The organism is Shewanella sp. W3-18-1 (genome assembly GCF_000015185.1).
GTDB classification, from domain to species: domain Bacteria; phylum Pseudomonadota; class Gammaproteobacteria; order Enterobacterales; family Shewanellaceae; genus Shewanella; species Shewanella putrefaciens.
Window position 1 is genome coordinate 2,533,452 of record NC_008750.1, and the last position, 19,725, is coordinate 2,553,176.

Here is a 19,725-nt window from a genome sequence, read left to right on the forward strand (position 1 = left end):
CCGCTTATCGTTTGGTGTCGTCTGACGCAAACAGCTTTGCACAAAGAAAATCAACCAGAGCCCGCACTTTGGGCAATGGATGTTTGCTGGCAGGCCAGAGAATATAAAAGGTACCAGTACGCTGCACATAGTCGGCGAGTATGGGTCGCAGTCTCCCATTAGCCAGCGGCTCATGGATAGCAAAGTCCGGCAAATAGGCGATCCCTAATCCCTGTAGCGCGAAGCACAGGCGAGTCTCTATATTGTTGCAAATCATTGAGGTGGGAAGTTGTAGTTTAGGCTCATCAAGTGGCTGTTTTAGCGCCCAGGTTTCGAGCTTGCCACTGTTGGGAAAACGGTAGTGCAGACAGCTGTGTTGTAGTAAGTCGGCAGGTGTTTGCGGCGTACCTCTGAGTGCTAGGTAATCAGGTGAGGCAACCAGCCGCATTTGAAAGTTACCCAAACGCCGGGCTGACAAACGTGAATCCTGTGGCTCACCGGTGCGTACTACCGCATCAAAACCTTCTTCAATCACATCGACCATACGGTCGGTAAAATCCAGATCCAGTTCGATATCCGGGTATTCACGCATAAATTCACCCAGCACTGGCAACACCAACGAGCTCACCAGCGGCAGGCTTACACGAAGACGTCCGCGCGGTGCCCCCGTGGCCTGGGATAATTCCAGTTGTGCCGCTTCAATTTCAGCTAAAATGCGGCGGCTACGCTCCAAAAACAACAAACCTTCGGCTGTTAGCCGTAACACTGCGGGTGCTGCGGTTGAACAGACGCACTCCCAGTTTTTCTTCCAGTCGTACCACGCTCTTACCTACCGCGGAAGCCGACACACCAAGCTCACGACCTGCCCCAACAAAGCTGCGCTGCTCGGCGACCTGCACAAACACCATAAAGCCATTCAAGCTGTCCACGTTACCTCCGATTAACCGCCTTAATTGCGGACACAAAGCTCCGTATATAACGGAACTATACCCTACTTTTTCTTTAATCTAAGGCTTTATATGATCATGGCATAACCAATGAATAAAGGACTTTGCTATGACAACCAACACATTTCCCCTGCCTCGAAGCGTAGTGCCCATACCGCTCTCAGCCCGCATCCAAAACGTTATTGAGCAAGCATTACATGAGCAACGATTAGTGGGTGCTGTCGTGCTGGTCGCTCGGAACTGTGAGCTTATCTACCAGCAGGCAGCAGGTTATGCCGACCGGGAAAGTGCAAGGCCGATGGCGGTGGATACGGTTTTTCGCCTGGCCTCGGTGAGTAAACCTATTGTCTCTGCCGCCGCACTGGTATTGGTAGCACAAGGTCGACTAGAGCTGGACGAGAACATTGGCAACTGGCTGCCTGATTTTCAGCCAAGGTTGGCCGATGGCCGCCTAGCCCGGATCACCGTTCGGCAGTTGCTTAGCCATACGGCCGGCTTGGGTTATCGCTTTTTCGAAGCCGACGAAAAGAGCCCCTACGCGTTGGTGGGTGTATCGGATGGCATGGATGCGTCGGGCATTAGCCTGCAGGAAAACCTTAAGCGCATCGCCAGTGTGTCGCTGTTGTATGAGCCGGGCACAGCTTGGGGCTATTCGCTGGCAACCGATGTGCTGGGTGCATTGATTGAGCGCGTTTATGGTACCTCGCTAAACGAAGCAATACACCATTTGGTGACCGGCCCCTTAGGCATGAATGATACCGGTTTTGTCGCAGGTGATCCGCAGCGCATGGCCACCGCTTATGTTAACGATGCACCACAGCCACATCAACTGGCAGAAGGGGAAACCGTCTCACCTTTTGAGGGCACAATTGGTATCAAATACAGCCCAGCTCGTATCTTCGATGCACAGTCTTTTCCATCCGCAGGTGCAGGCATGGCGGGCACGGCCGGGGATTTTCTGCGCCTGTTGGAAGCCCTGCGTCAAGAAGGCGGCGGGCTATTGCCCAAAGAACTGGTGGCAGAAATGGCGCGGGATCAGACAGGAGGATTGGAACTGCCTAATTCACCGGGTTTTGGTTTTGGCCTGGGGTTCTCGGTGCTGCGTGACCCAAAACTTGCCGCTTCTCCCGAGTCAGCAGGCACATGGCGCTGGGGCGGTGCTTACGGCCATTCCTGGTTTGTGGATCGGGCCCAGGGGCTTAGTATGGTGGCTTTTACCAATACCCTGTATGAGGGCATGTGTGGCCGTTTCGTTACTGGGCTACGGGATGCCGTGTATGACGGGTCTGAGGTGCAGCGATGAAGTCCACTGCACCAGATCGTCTGCCACTGGCCGCTCTGCTGGCGCTGGCCTTAGCTGGTTTTGTTACCATCCTGACCGAGGCGTTACCCGCCGGCCTTTTACCGCAAATTGGCGCAGGATTGGGTGTTTCAGAAGCGCTTGCTGGTCAGCTTGTGACTGTTTATGCCATTGGCTCTCTGCTGATGGCTATTCCGCTGATGACAATTACACAAGGTGTACGGCGCCGACCTTTGTTGCTGGCAGCAATAGTGGGCTTTGCTGTCGCCAATACAGTAACAACGTTTTCTACCAGTTACACCCTCACCTTGGTGGCCCGCTTTCTGGCCGGTGTGGCGGCAGGTTTGTTGTGGGCCTTACTGGCAGGTTATGCCAGCCGCATGGTGCCTGAGCACCTTAAGGGACGTGCTATTGCGATAGCGATGGTCGGTACACCGCTAGCGCTTTCTTTAGGGGTCCCAGCCGGTACCTTGCTCGGCAATTTGGTCGGATGGCGTGTCTGTTTCGCAATGATGAGTTTGTTAGCGCTGATGCTGATTGTATGGATTCGGCTAAAAGTGCCGGACTTTGCCGGGCAAGCCACGGGTAAACGGCTGTCACTTGGGCAGGTATTTACGCTGCCGGGTATTCGTCCTGTGCTGTTTGTGGTGCTGACATTTGTACTCGCACACAACATTCTTTACACCTACATCGCCCCGTTTTTATCGGCTGCCGGAATGGCAGAGCGAACCGATCTGGTTCTGCTGGTCTTTGGTATGACCGCGCTACTTGGAATTTGGGTTATTGGCGTGTTAATTGACCGTCATTTACGTATTCTAACGCTTGCCAGCATAGCGCTGTTTGCCCTGACAGCAATAGTGCTGGGCCTTGCTGGCGACGTGCCTGTGGCAGTTTATTGCGCAGTGGCTGCCTGGGGGTTGGCATTTGGTGGCGCTGCAACCTTGTTCCAAACGGGACTCGCTAAGGCGGCCGGATCGGCCGCCGATGTTGCCCAGTCTATGCTGGTTACCGCCTGGAACCTGGCTATCGCAGGTGGTGGCATCGTCGGTGGTGTATTGCTTGAGCAGCTTGGCGTCAGCTCATTCTCACCGGCTTTACTTATATTGCTGGTGGCAGCACTAGTCGTTGTGTGGGCAGCTAGGAAGCACGGGTTTGCCGCACCGGAAGATGCAGCTATACCCTGTCCATCGACGCCCAAGCAACAGACAGAGGTGTAGCCATGAACAGCAGGCGTTCACTGCTTTTCATCGCCTTAGGTTTATTCGGTCTGTATGCCGTCGAGTTCGGCGTGATCGGCATACTGCCGGCCATCATTCAGCGCCATGGCATCACTGTCGCTCAGGCTGGTGGCGCTATTTGCGGGCGTAGTGGCAGTTTGCGGACCGGTCATGGTGCTGTGGCTAGCGCGCTTCGAGCGGCGCAAGGTGCTGGCGGTTTCGTTGCTGATCTTCAGCCTGTGCAGCTTACTGTCGGCCAGGGCACCCAGCTTCGCTGTGCTGATGGCGCTGCGTGTACCTTCTGCACTGCTGCATCCGGTATTTTTTTCGGTGGCTTTTGCTTCGGCCTTGTCGCTTTACCCAGCGGATCGCGCCGCGCACGCCACCTCAATGGCGTTCCTCGGCACCACATTGGGGCTGGTGCTGGGCGTACCCTTGTCAACTTGGATAGAAGCTACAGTGTCTTACGAGGCGTCATTCTATTTCAGCGCCGTAGTAAATCTGGTGGCCGCAGCCGGGCTCTGGGTTATGCTTCCGCCTAGACCAAAGACCCGGGTAGCTAGCCAGCAAAATCCTTTGCTCGTTCTGCGCACAAAGAGGGTCTGGCTCGCGGTAGCGACGGCCGTGTGTATGTTCGCCGCGATGTTCTCCGTATACAGCTACGCAGCCGAGTATCTGGCGCGAGAGGTGCATTTGGGCGGCGAAGCGATAAGCCTGTTGCTGGTGGTTTTCGGGATTGGTGGTGTGCTGGGCAACCTAATAGCTGGGCGTGCGCTGGGCCGTCAGCTCGCTTGGACTGTGCTGAGTTATCCCATAGTACTTGCCAGCGCCTATAGTGTGTTGCTGGTGTTCAGTTCAGCGTCTTTCGCAGCCATGTTGCCTATCTGCCTACTGTGGGGCGCAGCACACACCAGTGGCTTGATTGTGAGCCAAATGTGGATGACCTCGGCGGCACCAGACGCCCCCGAATTTGCTACCAGCCTTTACGTTTCAGCAGCCAACCTCGGCGTGGTACTAGGTGCGTTTGTCGGTGGCAGTTTTATCGAATCAGTGGGGATGCCTGGAGTGATCTGGAGCGGCTGGTTGTTCGCCGGGCTAGCCGTCGTCTTTGTATTGGCGAGGCGTATTAAGTCATGGAGTTAAGGAAGCTTAATAACCCGCTGATATGCCGGCATCGTCGCGGCTGCTCTGTAGCATTACCCTTGGCGTGAGAACCATAAAGCTACACATCAGCCTGCGTGAGTTTACAAATCATCAGTGATGGAAGACGAGCCTTGATTGCTAATTTCAGTCGTCACATGTGGCAGCACCACTTGAGTGGGTAGCCCGTCAGCTCGGTCATAGTGACACCACCATGATCAAGAAACACTATGGTAAGTGGATACCTAAAGACTCGCAACGTATGGTAAGTCGCATATCTGAAATAATGGGCTTTGATGCGGACATAAACGGACAGGAAAACGGAAATTCTGCCCCCAAAATGCCACAAAACAACAAAGGGAACCAGTAAGATACTGATTCCCTTTGCTTTAATTTGGCGGTGAGAGAGGGAGTCGAACCCTCGAATCACATCTCTTTCTAACAACCCCTATAAAATCATAGTGTTGTGCACCTTGATTTTTTCAGATTGTACCAACTTTTTGTACCAGTTTAAAGAATACTTAGTTGGATATTACTATGCCAAATTTAAAGCTTTACTAACTCTGTTACGTTCGAATTCAGCAATTTCAAGGACTACATAAGCAACATGATGACTAGTGTCAATCTTAATCCAAGTAGTTGCTCCACCACCTAACTTATTCTCCGAGCATCGTTTGATTTCATTATCCCCCCAACTAAAGTCAGGAGAAAGATAATATTTAGAGTCCATTAGGATACGAGCAAGAGCACAATGCTGAAAACCCCCTATTGGTTTCTCAATTTTGTGTCCTCTTACGATGAAATACTCATTATCAATGGTATAACGTATTTTTGCGTTAGTGTTCCCATAACCAATTTCAGTGGTACTTGGGCCTCTCACACCGTAATCACCAAAATGAATTTGGTGTGCAGGGTAATGCTCACGAGCATATTTCCAAAGCACCATCTCTCTTCGTAAGAGACTACCAGTAGTGTCCTTCCGTTTGACAGCTTTATCTATAGAGTTAGGTAAAGAGCAACCAGCAACAGAATATGTAGCAAAACCGTAATCAGTTATAGCTAAAAAGAGAGAGTCAAATTGGCTAATCATATCAGGGATTGCCATCTCGCTAAGATCTTGAAGATCTAAAATTACATGGCAATTAGCAGGAATGATTTCAAGACTATCAATAATTTCCGATAATCGGTCGTGAAAATGTTCAGGATCATTAATATCTTCAAATGCAAATCGGTCTAACCTGATACAAAACTTCCCACTATGATTTCTCGCTATGCTTCTCAAAGCTAGCCGATATTCTTCATCATCCCAACGGTCATAACCCACTACAGGAATAGCAATAACACCATCACTCTTAAGTGTATTATACAAGTAGGAAAGATGATGCTCTCCCGATTCGACTCTTTCATTTGGATGTTGCCAGTGATATGTATCAAACATCACAGGCATCCCAAAGCGAAGTTTCCCAATTTTTGTGCTTATCTCTGATAAAAATGTTGCTTTGGCATGTGAGTCATTTTGATATTTCTTTAGCTCAGGATTGAACTTTGGGACATCAAATAACGGTATCATGCTAGAAGCAATATGCTCTTTTGCCTCATGAAGGGCATCAAATTCAGCATCTTTAGCTTTCAGAATTGGGAAATACATCGCCTGCATAACTTACCTCTTACTCTTGGATAGATGAAAACAATCGCCTCACTTGATTCTGCCCTACTAAATCAGAGAACAAGCTATAATTTCCCAATTCCTTTCGGAGTCTTCCTGCAATTACTGCCGGATGAATCTTTAGATCCCTAGCGAAACGCTCAATTGTGTCTTTGTTAGGATTTGTAAAGGCATCACTCCTTCGCCATTGAATACGAGGAATAAACGCTTCCGCAGCAAGTCTATTAGCTTCTGATTCTTTTCGATCTTCAGAAGATGAATCTAAATCATCCAAAAATGCTTCATTACCATCCACATGCTTCCATATATGTGCTACTTCATGTAATAAAGTAAACCAAAAATGGTCTAATCTGTCATACCTTAATGTCAAGCCAAGAATAGGCGTACCATCGGAATCTTTAAGGGCTGCCCCATCTAAAAGTGTTCCCTTCAAAGCTGGCTCAATAATTACAATAATGCCAGACTTTTCAAGCTGCTCAATTGCTAAAAGAGGACCAGCATCAAAGCGACTGAGTTGTGCAAGCTCCTTTAAATAATTAACAGATAATTCTGTTGAATTAAAGGTGCCAATTTCAGATTTACGAATTCTTGCATTTTGGATTACACGTGCAAGCCAAGCATATAATGCGTATCTAGATGTGGGTGTTTCGGCCTCACCATAGAATGTCTTTCGAAATGAAGCATTCCCAAATTGCAAACCAGCTTCAGCTATAAAATTCTTTACTAAATCCTCAACATTATCCTTAGCAACCTTACTAATATTATCAATCCATCCTCTCTTCGCCATTTCCCTTACAGGAAACTTAGACCAATCAACAAATTGAGACTTATGTGACTGTTCTGGCAAGGACGCACCAATTAAAGTATCAGCTGAAATTCCCAATCCAATAGAAAGAGACCGAATCATTTGCACTGTCAGAGGTCGTTTGCGATTTAAGACTTCGGAAACTCGACTATTCGTCCCAAAGAATGGCGCTAAATCTGCTTGCTTTAGCCCTTTTTCGTGCATCCTAAAAATAATAGCATCTATAGGGTCAGGGCTTTCGACCGGATATTTTGAGTTTTCATAAGATTCTAAAAGAACTGTTAGCAGTTCTAAACGCTCACTTTGTTCCAAAGTCATCTTTGGCCCTATTGAGATAAGAGCCTGAACCTCATCTAAATATGATTCATACTGTTGAACTGTTCGTATAACTCTAACGTCCATAATTTGAATCTTCACTGTACGCCGATGATAACGGCAATGCCTTGTTGAAATGCAATTTGAATACAAACCTCTTTATCTGCACTGTTTATGGGAAAAGCAAAATAACTAGCATCTAACAGCCTAACTTTAGGAAATTGATGAAATACATCGGAGGGTTCTTTCCAATTTGCATGTGTCAATTCCGCAACCCAAGCCAAAACCCATTTGCGAGTTAAGTCATCACTTTCTATGACGTGTTTTAGATTATGTTTTCCTATAAGTCGCATATCTATACTACTTTCCCAATTTGGGAACATTGTAATCAGAAAAAAAGCAGATCACAAGTTACCAAAATGGGAATTTTATGGAGTTATTTAGGGATGCCGTTTCAGTGATAGCGTTACTGGTTTACATCGAGGCTTACAATTCAACATATAAACTTTTTAATTCAGTAGCTTAGATGCATCCAAAACTTGACCGCTTGCGTCATTAAATGCAGGGTCTGATACCATTACCCTAACCGCTCGATCTTTATCAACAGTATTACAATACATGCGGTCTAACGCACCTCTTGCCAGTACATCAGCACTCCATTTCAGATCTTCAAAAAAAGGCCTAATCTGTGGTTCGGTGCGACCTATGGAGCGTAATACTGCACTGATATTCCCCTCCCATAATGCCGCCTCTGCATATACGATCATTTCGATCACAGTCCATTCTTGCTTGAGTTCTGTTGGTGACTTGGTTTTACATGCAGAGGCAATTTTCTCCCACATATAGAGTTTTTGTAGGTTGCTTGCCATATCCTCAATACCAGCCCTTACCGGCAATGAGAATACAGTTCCTACTAGGAGTAATAGGATGACGAAATTTCTTGGTTTACGCATAATTTCTCCAAAAAAAAGCCATCAATAAAATCTGATGGCCTTGTCGATTAGTTACTTAGAGAGTTGCTATCTGATTGTCCGGCTTCAGCCTGCTCTTGTTCTTCAGCCATCCACTCTAGCCTTAATCGAAGTTGCCAAATGGCTATTCCAGTAAGAAGGCAGATGAATACCCCCGTTAAACCCGCTCCTGAAGTGGCTATCTTGAAGATATTTCCATTGTGATAAACGACAATTGATAACATCAAAGTGACGCCGTATGTAAACAGGTATGCAGATCCAGCAATCCCTGTTTGGAGTGATAACTTTTTCTGCCTAAAGTGAACCTCATTATCTGATGGAGCTTTTAGAGCGTCTTCCTTCAACCAATCCAATAAATCAGCCATATACCACATCCCGATGCTGCCGATCCCCATCAGCACAATAGAGATATTGCCCTGCAATGTTAGTGACATATCGAGGACAAATGACTCCCAATAGCGACTACCAATCGAATCCTCAAGAACAACCAGTGATAAAACACTCAAGATTGTCATTGCCATGAACATAACGAAGTACATCTCTAAGCGGTTTTTCTGTTTCTTATCCATAACTAATCCTTAGATGTTAATTGTTTTGCTATCCGTTGAACGCTAGACAAGCTGATATTCAGCCTCTTAGCCACTTCTGGCTTAGGTAAACCTTCCGCAAGCAATGGGGCTGCTTCTTTCGCCTTAGTGATTGCCGTGGGTTTACGTCCTTTATATTTTCCCCGCTGTTTTGCGAGAGCTATCCCTTCCGCTTGCCGCTCTAACATCAGCTCTCGCTCAAATGTTGCGATGGCACCAACCATAGTCAGCATGAGCTTGCCTGTTGGGGTTGCTGTATCTATGCCGAGATTCTGGATTTGCAGTGAAACCTGTTTCTTGGCTAAGAACTCAGCTATCTCCAATAAGTGACGAGTGTTACGAGCAAGCCTGTCGAGCTTCGTGACAATCACAATGTCACCCTCTCTGACAAACTCGAGCATGAGTTGCAGTTGTGGGCGGTCATCCTTTGCACCACTTACCTTTTCTTGAAACACTTTGTCGCAGCTCATCAATGCCTTTAGCTGGGCATCGAGGCTTTGTCCCGTGGTCGAGACTCGGGCATATCCGATTTCTGCCATGTATGACTCCTGTTCAATAGAGCAAGCCCATGTGACACGTTGAGGATTGACTCATAAACCATGTCACATGGGTTGTTTTCGACCTTTTGAAGGGCTTGGTCAGTATACCTTGGTTTATTGGTTATTAATACAAGGAGTTACTCAGCTTCTTGATCTGAGTCACTTCCCTCGTTTTCCCATTGTTCTTCGTCTGCTAAATACCGCTCGACAAAGGCTTGAATGAGGATTGGCACTATGGTCAGTAGTGCGGCTTTAGCGACCTTCTTGAGTAACTCGCTAATGATGTTTCTCCTGTATGGCTGGCATTCAGGCAGCCGAAGGCCCACCACATGAACCCATGTAGTGATTTTCTGGTTAGTGCTGAATGGAATGGTGTTGGTGGATTAGTCCCAACTGATGGTTATCTGATAGAGATCATCAACCACATAACTTCTGAAGTTGGCTTCCCATAACCGATAAAGACCACTGAAATGGCTTAGCGGGTGAAATCCAACATAAGCCTGATACCCTGAACCCTCAGCGAAATTGAAGTCGATATCCTTTTCGAGTTCTGGGTAGTATCGGCCTTGGTAGGCAAAGTCGGTGATATAGCAAACTTGCCACATGCTGGTGGCCAGTGCGTATTCCAAGCGGATTTCGACTGGATGAAAGCCACCAGCATCGGCAGAGTAACTCGGGTCACGAAAGTTAATCGTCACACCATTACTCACAATGGGCGGCAGATTTTTGAGAAGCAACCGCCGAATGATTTGCGTCAAACTTAGCGTCATCGGCAATAAACTTCTGGCGGCCTTGAGATCGATTTGAATTGTTGTGGTCATATCCAGCCCCTCTCAGCAAAAGACACAACTTCATGGTGACCAATCACAAAATGATCTAAGGCTGCTACATCAATAGTTGCTAATGCTGACTTTAAACGCTCTGTAATGCGTTTATCGGCCTGTGATGGTTCAGGTATGCCAGAGGGATGGTTATGGGCAAATATCGCGGCAGCGGCGTTTCTATGAAGGACCAATTTTACCACCTCTCGTGGATAAACTGAGGCGGCATCAATGGTGCCAAAGAACAGTTCTTCATAGGCTATCAAACGGTGCTGACTATCAAGCAATAGTACTGCAAAGACCTCCCGTTCATATGCAGCCATCCTTAGCCTAAGATAGTCCTTAACAATTTGTGGCGAAGTAAATACTTCATGATTAACTCCAAGGCTATAGCGAGTTTCCAAGATAGCTATCGCCTCCCGGATAACAGAGTCTTGGGCGTTATCATGCGATTGATTCTTGAATGTACGAATAGACATATTCTCTCCTTTGTATTTGATTTACATCAGGTTTCTTATGCCTTAGTTCATGGTGAAAAATGACGGTATAAGGGAATTGAAACGGTTACCCACCGATTAAAATAGAAATATGGGGGTGACATATTATGCCCCACTTAACTTCCATAGGAGAAAAACATGAACAGCGAAAAAGTACTATCGTACCCAGTATTACTTGTTGAAGGCCGCTTTACCCCCGAAACCAGAGAGCATCAGATTCGAGAAGCCATCAAGAATAAGGGCACCTTCTTTTCAGTCGAGATAGTTCCTGATAAACGTGGCACCAATCAAAAGATGATGCACCTTCAAGGAGAAGTGGCAATGGGGAACGGTGTCTTTAGGGAACCAGAGGCGATCAGGGCGTTTCTAATTGAGCAAGGTTTTATCCCCGAGTCTATCTCAATCACTAAGGGCGGCAATCTCTATGCGACTCATCCTAGAGAACATCTGCCGTATATGCACTGGATTGTCAGGCTGTTAGTCCATTTTCAGACTTTTGGGGAGTGGCTTGCGGTTAAGTACTGGTATGGCGATTACCCTGACAAATAAGCAGACATCACCCAGTAGACTCACCTATTTAACCTTTAGGTGAGTCTGTCAAACTCAATCAGACCATTAGCTATTTTTCAAAGATAACCATTCAAGTCCCTGCTCCGCAAAGACAAATAATCTGTCACTATAGCCTTGAGAGATCACACTGCGGATTATTTCAGGGTCAATATTCAGGTAATCATGTACTAATGCATTACGAAGACCGATCACTTTACGCCAGCCACCCAACTCATCGGCTGGTTGTGCTCCTCGTTGACACAGGATCTCAAATGCTTGGTAAGCATCCTGCGGACTATGCCCTGCAAGAGCCTTAGCCCAATGTTTCGCAATGCCAATACAGGCTTCAATAGATACTTGTAGCGTCCGCTCTGCTGCACGATACTCAAGATTTGATAAGGGACGCTGAGTGAGTAATTGACGCAATTCCTCAAGCTCGGCTTGATACCGGCTAAGGCTTACACGCAATGATGTGATATAGGCATTATCAGACATAGGACAGCAGTTCCCTTATAGGCTCTGAGCAAAGTAATCGAGTTCCATTTGCGACATAATGCGAGACTCTTCTTGCATTCTTCGACCTTCATCTCGACTAAAGATAAGTTTGTTGGCGTTAATGATACCAAAGGCCAGAGGGATAGGTGCAAGATTGATATCGACAACGGACAACTTTCCTTCGGGTAACCCCAATGCCCTTTGCCAATCCATAGCAAGTAGCTCAGCTCTAATACGTGTATCAAGCACACTCTCAGCCTTTACGGGATCAAATGCGACAGCCAAATCCCAATCGCTATGCTCGCTAGCATTACCTTTAGCCTGCGAACCATACAGCCACAATACCTCCACCTCAGGATGGCTTGCTGCTAAAGCTCTTAGTTGATGCAAATGCTGGCTCTGTTCGATCGTCATGAGGTTGGCTGCTAGATAGTCCTGTTGTAAGTGTACCAATCCTGAGTCGGAGTGAACAGGTCAGATTTAGTAACATTCTCCCCTAACCTTTTGTCCATGTTCAATAATCTCCCCGCCGATTTCGCTGCCGATTTTCCTCAACACCCATTCCCACAAAACAAAGCAATCTTGCCCCATATGATTGATTTATAGAATTATTATGCTGATTTCTATTTGATTTCATAAAAAATACTAAAGGAAAAGTAAGCAGAAATACTTTAGCCAGTCTGCTGATTTATTGGCAGAGGATGGAGCTTAGGGGAATCGATGGTGTGAACGATGGTGATAACGAGAAAAAACTAAAAATTTCATAAAGATAACAATTAATTCCAAATTGGAATTTACTAATAGTTAATCATAAAAATATATCATGCAAATGATTGTCCGCAATAATTCGCCACTATCTCGAATTTGTCATTTTCTTGGGAAATTGAGGTGATTAGCTCACCAAAAGAAACACTAAATTATAGATATGGGTGTGACACATTATGTCATCCAGAGGAGATCCAAGTGCGAAACCAAGATATCAGCGAAGACAACATTATCCATTCCACTAGCAGTCATCAGGTTCAATATCGACTGCCCTTTGAACTGTTCAATGATCAGTTTGGGCAAACCGTTTATGAGATCAGCAGAATGCCGATTATCGATGGCTACTTGTTAGGCGGAGAAGTGAGTCTTGCGAGTGCTTTGGTAAGACGTTGCGGTTACTCATTGAGAACGGCAAGAAGACATATTCGACGCTTGGAACAATCGGGACTGATTACAAGCACACCTCAAAGAACACTTGCAGGTTTGCAAGCTGCTCATCTTTATAGGCGGATATTTAGCTAAAGATGAGGGAATGCTTTGACAGGGCGTAACAAAAGAAAACCCTGCCAAAGCTGAGCTTTACCAATAACCATGTGGCCAAGCAATAGACTAACTCAATTTCATATATATTTTAGTCTGCGGCGGCCACTCTTTAACAGGAGATATGCTATGCATACGCCGAATATTTACGCAACACAAAATCAAGCCGCAACATCTAAACGTATCGACTTTGCGGAAGTAAAGAGCCAATTCTTTCTACCAGAGGTAATTTCAGCCGCTCTTGGCACCAGCTACAAGTCATGCGGGGGGATAGACCGCTATCAGCTTGATCCTGACGAATGCCCATTCTGTGGGCATAAAGGATGCTTTAAGCTACATTGCGAAGAAAGCGAAAATGAACATTACTTCTGTTATTCATGTGGTGTTCGTGGTGATATTTTTAATTTTCTGGTTCATTTCGATCAGGCAAAGCATTCTAGAGATGCTGCTATAAAGCTCATTAATGGTGAGCTCGATGGAGTCACTATTTTACCAGCTCCAAGGGCAAATAGGACCAAAGTTGAAGCAGAGAGAATAGAACTCACTGCTGAGCAATTTGCTCGTCGTCAAGCACTGTACCTTGCAGCTTGGGAGTATTACTTTGAGCAAATGATAGATGGTGAGAGTACACCACTCCAGTCACTTATGGATAAGCGAAAACTAAGCCAAAACGTGCTAATTGACTATGAAGTGGGTTACTCACGGGGAGCTCTTTGGCGTTATTTAATTGATAGTGAATTCACCCTTGAGGAAATGTACGCATCAGGGCTCGTTAAGGAAAGTCCACAATCTCCATATGATTTCTTTCCTAAAGGCGTCTATATCTTCCCTCATTATGATGAAACGGGAGCGATTTGCCGCTTCACCTTTAAAGACCCTGAGAAAAAAGTAGCTTACCAGCTCTCGAAGCTATTTTGGCTTAACAATATCCAGTTTTATGGACAGCATACGATGAATCGCCAAGGTACAGTTGCTGTTGTTGAGGGTGAATTTGACTTACTTGCTCTTATGGATCATGGATGGCAAGGTCCGGTAATCGCAACAAACGGACAAATTAGCCAAGCACAATTGGCGTGGATTAAGGAAAATCTACATGACAGAAATGTAGTGACCTTCTTCGACAGTGACCCTGCGGGTGATAAGTATCGGGAGAAGCTCGTTCAACTGGGTTTACCTGCACTTGTCCAAGTCACCTTACCAGAAGGTCAAGGTAAGGATATTGATGATTATTTACGGCAAGACAACGCCCTTTCTATTGAGGTATTGGTAGAACAATACGGTGTTGTAGCCGCACAAGCGTCGATAGAGACAACTTCAGAACCGATGCAGGATGAAAGCCTTGCTAGCCACCAGCAAACTGACGAGTCAGAGCAGCTCAATTCATCCTATTATGATGCATTTGATGAAGATACGCTAAATGACGTTGGTAACGCAGATAGGCTGGCAGAAGTAGCTGACGGAAAATTAGTCTATGTGCCAGAACTCAACTGTCTGTACATGTTTGATGAGCAGTGTTGGAGGCCTATAGGTGATAAAGAATTGGCACTGGCTCGATGTATTGGAGAGGGAATTATTGCTCAAGCGAATCGTATGCTAGAAGATCCCGCGACGCTTAAGGACAAAACGAAGCGGCAACAAGCAGATAAGTTATTAGCGTTTGGTAGACAGTCACTCAATCGCAAAAAACTTGCCGATATGTTGGAGATCTTCAAGTCTAGCAACTTGATTTCGGCAAAAGCCTTCGATGCAGACAAAATGCTAATGGGGATTAACAACGGTGTGCTCGACCTCGCAACCGGAAAACTGCTTGCAGCAAATAAGGAGATGTATATCAGCCGTTATAGTGATATCAACTACAAGCCTGATGTCACTTGCCCACGTTGGCTTCAGTTTATCGATGAGATCACCTGTGGCGATGTCGAATACGCTAAGTTTTTGCAGCGAATGGTAGGCTATATCCTAACCGGACGGACTGATGAGCAAGTTTTATTCTTCCTCTACGGTCATGGCTGTAATGGTAAGAGTACCTTTATGAATATCATTCAGCGGTTAATGGGAAGCTATTACCATCAGATAAGCAGCGATGTCTTACTGCAATCAAATAACAGTGGTAAAGGCCCTAACCCATCCCTAGCCAAGCTAAATGGTAGCCGTCTAGTGGTTGCCAATGAGTTACCCGAGGGCTCTCGGATGGATGAGAACTTAGTAAAGTCGATGACAGGTAGTGATGTGATTGTTGCCCGTCAGTTGTATGCCAAGGTAGAGCTTGAATATATACCCATGTTTAAGCTCATCATGGTCGGCAACCATAAGCCCGTCATTCGCGATACCAGCCTCGGCATGTGGCGACGGATGATTTTACTGCCCTTTAACGCTAGTTTCAGCCAGCAGCAAATGGACCCGCAATTGATGGATAAGCTGTATGCGGAGCTATCAGGTATCCTCAATTGGGCACTTGAAGGTGTTCAGATGTGGCTAAAGGATGGCATTAAGGCATCTATCCCTAACTCAATTAAGTCTGGGATTGCGGAATATCGCCATGAGTCAGACTTACTTGCGATGTTCTTAGAGGAATGTACGAACAAAGGTGATTTTGTGTATACCGATGAGCTTTACGATGCCTTTAGGAAGTGGGCTGAACGGGATGGCGACTGGAAAATGACTCGCAATATCATGACCAAACGGCTGGTGGAGAAAGGCTTTGAGAAAGGCCGTCACAATAGCAAAGCCATGATTAAGGGGATTAAGTTGAAGTCTGCGTTTGATGATATCCCAGAGCAAATACCACAAGCTAGCATGGGGATGAGGCATGCCACACCTACAAACCCAAACTCCGAGTATAGCGTTTAGGTATTGGATAGCGAAAAACGTAAAGAGAGGCTTAAAGCCTCTCTTTTATATTATTGATGAGTCCAGACGCTATCAGTCACTTACAATTCAAGGCCTGAGCTGAATAATTGCTTACACTTGGTTCAAAACAAAATTATCACACTCTGTGTTTCACTTTCTGATAAAAAATGCGATCGGCGCAGTCCTGCTGTGCAATTTTGTAATGCAACAAAGGTAACTACTCAAACAGCAAACGTAACTACCCAAATAGTTACAATCAGTTCACGACGTATCAAATTATGCCCAGTTTATTTAGACAGTAATATTTTGCAGTTCGTGATTGGCTTGTTGTAAAAGTTGGTTTATATCCTACTTTACATGGTATTATTTCTTATGTATCAGTTGGCTATAGGACACATAACAATGTTTCAAAGGCTATTGCAAAAACACCTTGCCAGAGGAATTCTTGGCAGAAAAATGTTATCTATCGACAAAGGTTCTATTGCCTTAGCTTCAGATCTAGGTCTGAAGAGAACTGAGAATCAAGACAGAACCGCTTTAATGAAATTTAGATCTTCAACAGCTTCGTATACTGTCATAGCCGTAGTTGATGGAATGGGTGGTATGAGAGATGGGGAGAAGTCTGCTGAAATAGCTATTTCAACTTTCTTGTGCTCTATTATGGAAAATGTTCATTTGGGTTCTGAACATGCAATAATGCAAGCCACGATGACTGCCAATAACGCTGTATTCGAATTTACAAATGGTAAAGGTGGAAGTACCTTATCCGCAATTTTATTAGCTAGCGACGGCACTCATATGACCGTTAATGTCGGGGACAGTCGAATTTATGCAAAGGAGTCTATCTTTGGCAAAGTAATTAGACTTACCGTTGATGATTCGTTAGCGGAAACCGTTGGAGGAAGCGGTACAGAATTATTGCAGTTCATAGGTATGGGGGAAGGAATTAGACCACACGTAGTTCCGCTGCCACTTGAAGCTAAGCAAGTATATCTGACAACTGATGGTGTCCATTACATTGAACCAAACACATTGTCTGATATTATAAAACATGCAGAAAAAATCACTCAGGTTGTAGAGCGGTTGATAGCAACTGCACGTTGGTGTGGAGGCCCAGATAACGCTACAGTTAGTGCTCTTGATTTAGAGCTATTAAACTTTGAGGAGTCCCTGGATGATGCCTCGATAGTGCAAATATCTGATCCACATAGCTCTACACAATTCATATTCCCCCAATTTCAGTTGGAAAGTGAAGTATCTCTCCCAGAGACAAGTGTTCAAACTCAAAATAATTCTATTAATACAGCTCAATCTGAGAAATCGGCTGCTCCTAGCAGAACCTCAACTTTGGTCGAAGAAAAAGAATCGATTACTGAAACAGTCAAAGTTGAAGCTAAAACCCCGCCTAAGAGAAAGAAACGTCAATCAAAGAAGGCTGTTGATCATCTAGATTCCGCAGATGAAGTACAAATTAAGATGACCATTTTTGATGAAGCAGGTTGCGAAAGTCATGAGGTTGAAGATGATGATTCCAAGTAGATATGAACTCTGTGGTAACAACGATACTGGTGGTATGGGTGACATTCTCTATTGCAAAGACAAACATTTACAACGCGATGTCATAATTAAACTCTTAAAAGGTGATGCTGAACAACGAAGGTTAATTGACGAGCAAAAATCTCTTATTCAGCTCCGTTCTAAACATGTAGTTCAATTGTACGACGTAGTTAATATTGATAATCAATCCGGTTTAGTATTAGAGTTTATTAAAGGCGAGGACCTCAAAAATGGTCTTTATGAGTCGAATATGAAAGGACTCATAGAAGTATTGTGGCAAGTTGCGTGCGGTTTATCTGACATACATAAGGCAGGAATTATTCATCGTGATATCAAACCAAACAATATTCGTCGAGATAACATCGGAGTTATCAAGGTCTTTGATTTTGGGCTTTCGAGAAAACTTGATAGCGCTAAAACACATAGTGTCATTGGTACTGTGGGGTATATGGCACCTGAATTATGGAAATGTGGTGAAGTTGAGTTTACCACAGCTGTAGATGTTTATGCCTTCGGTATTACGGCAATGGCTCTTTCAAATGCTATTGTCCCAAGAGAACTTTTAGAGTTCCCTCCTCGTTGCGCTAACAATGGTTGGGTTAAAAATAGTTTACCAAGCTTAGATTCGGATATTGCAGAGATTCTAGAGCGATGCCTAGAATACAAACCAGAGGCTCGCCCCACAATCGATCAGGTTGAAAAAATACTAAGAAAGCATCTCCTGAAAGACAAACACAAAGGTCTTATTGTGATGGGGAATGAAGTTAGAGAGCTTAATAATCAAAATAGACGTGCTAAGATTTCATCTATTCATGGTAATAATTTAAATGGTGAAATTACCATTGAATATGATAGTTATGAATTTAAAGTTGCTGCTATCGGTGGTTCGGTAACAGTAAATAATGAAGTGATCAAAGTCGGTTATATCCTGCCAGGTGCTTCCGTTATTACTCTAGGTTCCGACTCTAATCGGCGTTTTGTTACTTTCGATATATCTAACCCAGAGGTGGTTTCATGATCACATCGAATACTCTGATCGGTGGCCGTTATATGGTTCACCAACACATTGGTGCTGGCGGTATGCAAGATGTTTATCTGGCGCTAGATCAATTCCTCGGTAATTATGTCGCACTTAAGACGCCTCAGCCTGGCCAGAAAACCAGACGATTCCAAGCTAGTGCTGTAATTGCAGGTAGAGTAAATCACCACAATGTAGCCAAGACATTAGATTACTTTGAAGAAAATGGAAATGTTTACCTAATTGAGGAATTTGTTAAAGGTGAAACTCTTGAAGATAAGATTAAGCAGAGAAAATTCCTTGATCCTCATCTAGCCGCTAGAACTATACACCTATTAGCAAAGGGGGTCAGAGCCTCACACATTCAAGGAGTAATACACAGAGATTTGAAGCCAAGTAATATTATGGTTGACTCTAGTACTGGTATCGAAGAGCTAAAGATTACCGATTTTGGTATTGCAACTTTTACCGACGAAGTATTTCAAGAAGAGGCCGACTCCGGCGATATTACTCGTTCCACTTCTGGGACAGTGAAAGGTGCTCTTCCATTTATGGCACCTGAAATGATGTTTCGTAAAAAAGGGGATAGTATTACTCCGGCCTTAGATATTTGGTCAATTGGGGCGATGATGTTCAAAATACTAACAGGTGAGTACCCATTTGGTGTTTTTCTCGATGCTGCTGTGAATGTCAAAACAAGAAATAGGCTAGATTGGCCTGCTTTTATGACTTCTAACGCACAGTTTTCCCCATTATGCAGGGAACTTCAGAAGATAATAGATAGCTGTTTGGAGTATGAACCAACCAAACGCCCTACGGCTGATGCTCTTGTGAAAATGTGCCAAAATTTGTGCTATCAAACTTCTGAACGTTTTGAAGCGACGGTTACGAGGATGATTCAAAACGGATATAGTGGCTTTGCTTCAAACCCTCAACATAGCGTATTTTTTAGTATCCATAGCATCTACGGAGCTTCTAGGGTTAATAGTGGAAGTAAAATTACGTACTCAAAGTTTCCGGGCACCCCTAATTTTAGAGCTCACCCAGTCATTATCTTAAATTAACATAGTCGACAGCCTTTAATTTTGAGATTAAAAATTAAAGGCTCTTCAGAATCGGCTTCCTTCTCGAATAAACTAAATCCATAGAAATGTTAATTCATAACTT

General features: G+C 44.9%; 22 protein-coding genes. 9 read left to right on the plus strand and 13 right to left on the minus strand.

Annotated elements, in window-relative coordinates:
* Window positions 1-4: 4 nt before the first annotated feature.
* Entirely contained in the window at window positions 5-745 is a 741-nt protein-coding gene (locus SPUTW3181_RS11415) for a LysR substrate-binding domain-containing protein (protein WP_198133635.1), read from the minus strand.
* On the minus strand, window positions 702-908 hold the full coding sequence (locus SPUTW3181_RS21985) for a helix-turn-helix domain-containing protein (protein WP_198133636.1): 207 nt from the start codon (window positions 906-908) through the stop codon (window positions 702-704). The genes SPUTW3181_RS11415 and SPUTW3181_RS21985 overlap by 44 nt, the downstream gene beginning before the upstream one ends.
* A gap of 127 nt (window positions 909-1,035) precedes the next feature.
* Here SPUTW3181_RS21985 and SPUTW3181_RS11420 point away from each other — a divergent pair, with 127 nt between their 5' ends.
* From SPUTW3181_RS11420 to SPUTW3181_RS11430, 3 genes are all read left to right on the plus strand, one after another.
* A complete protein-coding gene (locus SPUTW3181_RS11420) occupies window positions 1,036-2,229 on the plus strand; it encodes a serine hydrolase domain-containing protein (protein WP_011789487.1) in 1,194 nt (397 codons plus the stop codon).
* A complete protein-coding gene (locus SPUTW3181_RS11425; protein ID WP_011789488.1) occupies window positions 2,226-3,443 on the plus strand; it encodes an MFS transporter in 1,218 nt (405 codons plus the stop codon). The genes SPUTW3181_RS11420 and SPUTW3181_RS11425 overlap by 4 nt, the downstream gene beginning before the upstream one ends.
* Before the next feature lie 171 nt (window positions 3,444-3,614).
* Window positions 3,615-4,586, plus strand: a complete 972-nt coding sequence (locus tag SPUTW3181_RS11430) for an MFS transporter (protein ID WP_264637424.1) — start codon at window positions 3,615-3,617, stop codon at window positions 4,584-4,586.
* Between the two features lie 532 nt (window positions 4,587-5,118).
* On the opposite strand, the gene SPUTW3181_RS11440 is transcribed toward SPUTW3181_RS11430, so the two are convergent.
* The 9 genes from SPUTW3181_RS11440 to radC form a co-directional block, all read right to left on the minus strand.
* The gene (locus tag SPUTW3181_RS11440; RefSeq protein ID WP_011789490.1) at window positions 5,119-6,240 is read right to left on the minus strand and encodes a beta family protein; all 1,122 of its coding nucleotides are present in this window, start codon (window positions 6,238-6,240) and stop codon (window positions 5,119-5,121) included.
* A gap of 10 nt (window positions 6,241-6,250) precedes the next feature.
* A complete protein-coding gene (locus SPUTW3181_RS11445; RefSeq protein WP_227498114.1) occupies window positions 6,251-7,372 on the minus strand; it encodes an ImmA/IrrE family metallo-endopeptidase in 1,122 nt (373 codons plus the stop codon).
* A 95-nt stretch (window positions 7,373-7,467) separates the two neighbouring features.
* Window positions 7,468-7,722 carry a type II toxin-antitoxin system HigB family toxin gene (locus SPUTW3181_RS11450; RefSeq protein WP_025008599.1) on the minus strand — a complete coding sequence of 85 codons (255 nt, stop codon included), beginning with the start codon at window positions 7,720-7,722 and terminating at the stop codon, window positions 7,468-7,470.
* 156 nt (window positions 7,723-7,878) lie between these two features.
* Window positions 7,879-8,322, minus strand: coding sequence for a hypothetical protein (locus SPUTW3181_RS11455; RefSeq protein WP_011789492.1), 444 nt, complete (start codon window positions 8,320-8,322; stop codon window positions 7,879-7,881).
* Between the two features lie 47 nt (window positions 8,323-8,369).
* Window positions 8,370-8,909, minus strand: coding sequence for a hypothetical protein (locus SPUTW3181_RS11460; protein ID WP_011789493.1), 540 nt, complete (start codon window positions 8,907-8,909; stop codon window positions 8,370-8,372).
* A 2-nt stretch (window positions 8,910-8,911) separates the two neighbouring features.
* The gene (locus SPUTW3181_RS11465) at window positions 8,912-9,466 is read right to left on the minus strand and encodes a recombinase family protein (protein ID WP_007647788.1); all 555 of its coding nucleotides are present in this window, start codon (window positions 9,464-9,466) and stop codon (window positions 8,912-8,914) included.
* A 137-nt stretch (window positions 9,467-9,603) separates the two neighbouring features.
* Window positions 9,604-9,792: a hypothetical protein gene (locus tag SPUTW3181_RS11470; RefSeq protein WP_041408188.1), complete on the minus strand. Its 189-nt coding sequence runs from the start codon at window positions 9,790-9,792 to the stop codon at window positions 9,604-9,606.
* A gap of 57 nt (window positions 9,793-9,849) precedes the next feature.
* Window positions 9,850-10,287, minus strand: a complete 438-nt coding sequence (locus SPUTW3181_RS11475) for a DUF2787 domain-containing protein (RefSeq protein WP_011789494.1) — start codon at window positions 10,285-10,287, stop codon at window positions 9,850-9,852.
* On the minus strand, window positions 10,284-10,766 hold the full coding sequence (radC, locus tag SPUTW3181_RS11480) for a RadC family protein (RefSeq protein WP_011789495.1): 483 nt from the start codon (window positions 10,764-10,766) through the stop codon (window positions 10,284-10,286). Before radC ends, SPUTW3181_RS11475 begins: the two co-directional genes overlap by 4 nt.
* A gap of 156 nt (window positions 10,767-10,922) precedes the next feature.
* On the opposite strand from radC, the gene SPUTW3181_RS11485 reads away from it, so the two are divergent.
* Window positions 10,923-11,333 (plus strand): hypothetical protein, encoded by a 411-nt coding sequence (locus SPUTW3181_RS11485; protein ID WP_011789496.1) that lies wholly within the window; start codon window positions 10,923-10,925, stop codon window positions 11,331-11,333.
* Between the two features lie 66 nt (window positions 11,334-11,399).
* Here SPUTW3181_RS11485 and hepT read toward each other — a convergent pair whose 3' ends face one another.
* Entirely contained in the window at window positions 11,400-11,828 is a 429-nt protein-coding gene (gene hepT, locus SPUTW3181_RS22130) for a type VII toxin-antitoxin system HepT family RNase toxin (protein WP_041408189.1), read from the minus strand.
* Between the two features lie 15 nt (window positions 11,829-11,843).
* Window positions 11,844-12,242, minus strand: coding sequence for a type VII toxin-antitoxin system MntA family adenylyltransferase antitoxin (gene mntA / locus SPUTW3181_RS22135; RefSeq protein WP_049824074.1), 399 nt, complete (start codon window positions 12,240-12,242; stop codon window positions 11,844-11,846).
* 549 nt (window positions 12,243-12,791) lie between these two features.
* Between mntA and SPUTW3181_RS21580 the strand changes: the two genes are divergently transcribed.
* From SPUTW3181_RS21580 to SPUTW3181_RS11515, 5 genes are all read left to right on the plus strand, one after another.
* Window positions 12,792-13,115, plus strand: coding sequence for a winged helix-turn-helix domain-containing protein (locus tag SPUTW3181_RS21580; protein WP_157037390.1), 324 nt, complete (start codon window positions 12,792-12,794; stop codon window positions 13,113-13,115).
* Window positions 13,116-13,262: 147 nt separating this feature from the next.
* Entirely contained in the window at window positions 13,263-15,983 is a 2,721-nt protein-coding gene (locus SPUTW3181_RS11500; protein WP_011789498.1) for a phage/plasmid primase, P4 family, read from the plus strand.
* Between the two features lie 402 nt (window positions 15,984-16,385).
* The gene (locus tag SPUTW3181_RS11505) at window positions 16,386-17,522 is read left to right on the plus strand and encodes a PP2C family protein-serine/threonine phosphatase (protein WP_011789499.1); all 1,137 of its coding nucleotides are present in this window, start codon (window positions 16,386-16,388) and stop codon (window positions 17,520-17,522) included.
* Window positions 17,506-18,558, plus strand: a complete 1,053-nt coding sequence (locus tag SPUTW3181_RS11510; protein WP_011789500.1) for a serine/threonine-protein kinase — start codon at window positions 17,506-17,508, stop codon at window positions 18,556-18,558. The genes SPUTW3181_RS11505 and SPUTW3181_RS11510 overlap by 17 nt, the downstream gene beginning before the upstream one ends.
* Window positions 18,555-19,622, plus strand: a complete 1,068-nt coding sequence (locus SPUTW3181_RS11515; protein WP_011789501.1) for a serine/threonine-protein kinase — start codon at window positions 18,555-18,557, stop codon at window positions 19,620-19,622. The genes SPUTW3181_RS11510 and SPUTW3181_RS11515 overlap by 4 nt, the downstream gene beginning before the upstream one ends.
* The last annotated feature ends 103 nt before the right edge of the window (window positions 19,623-19,725 follow it).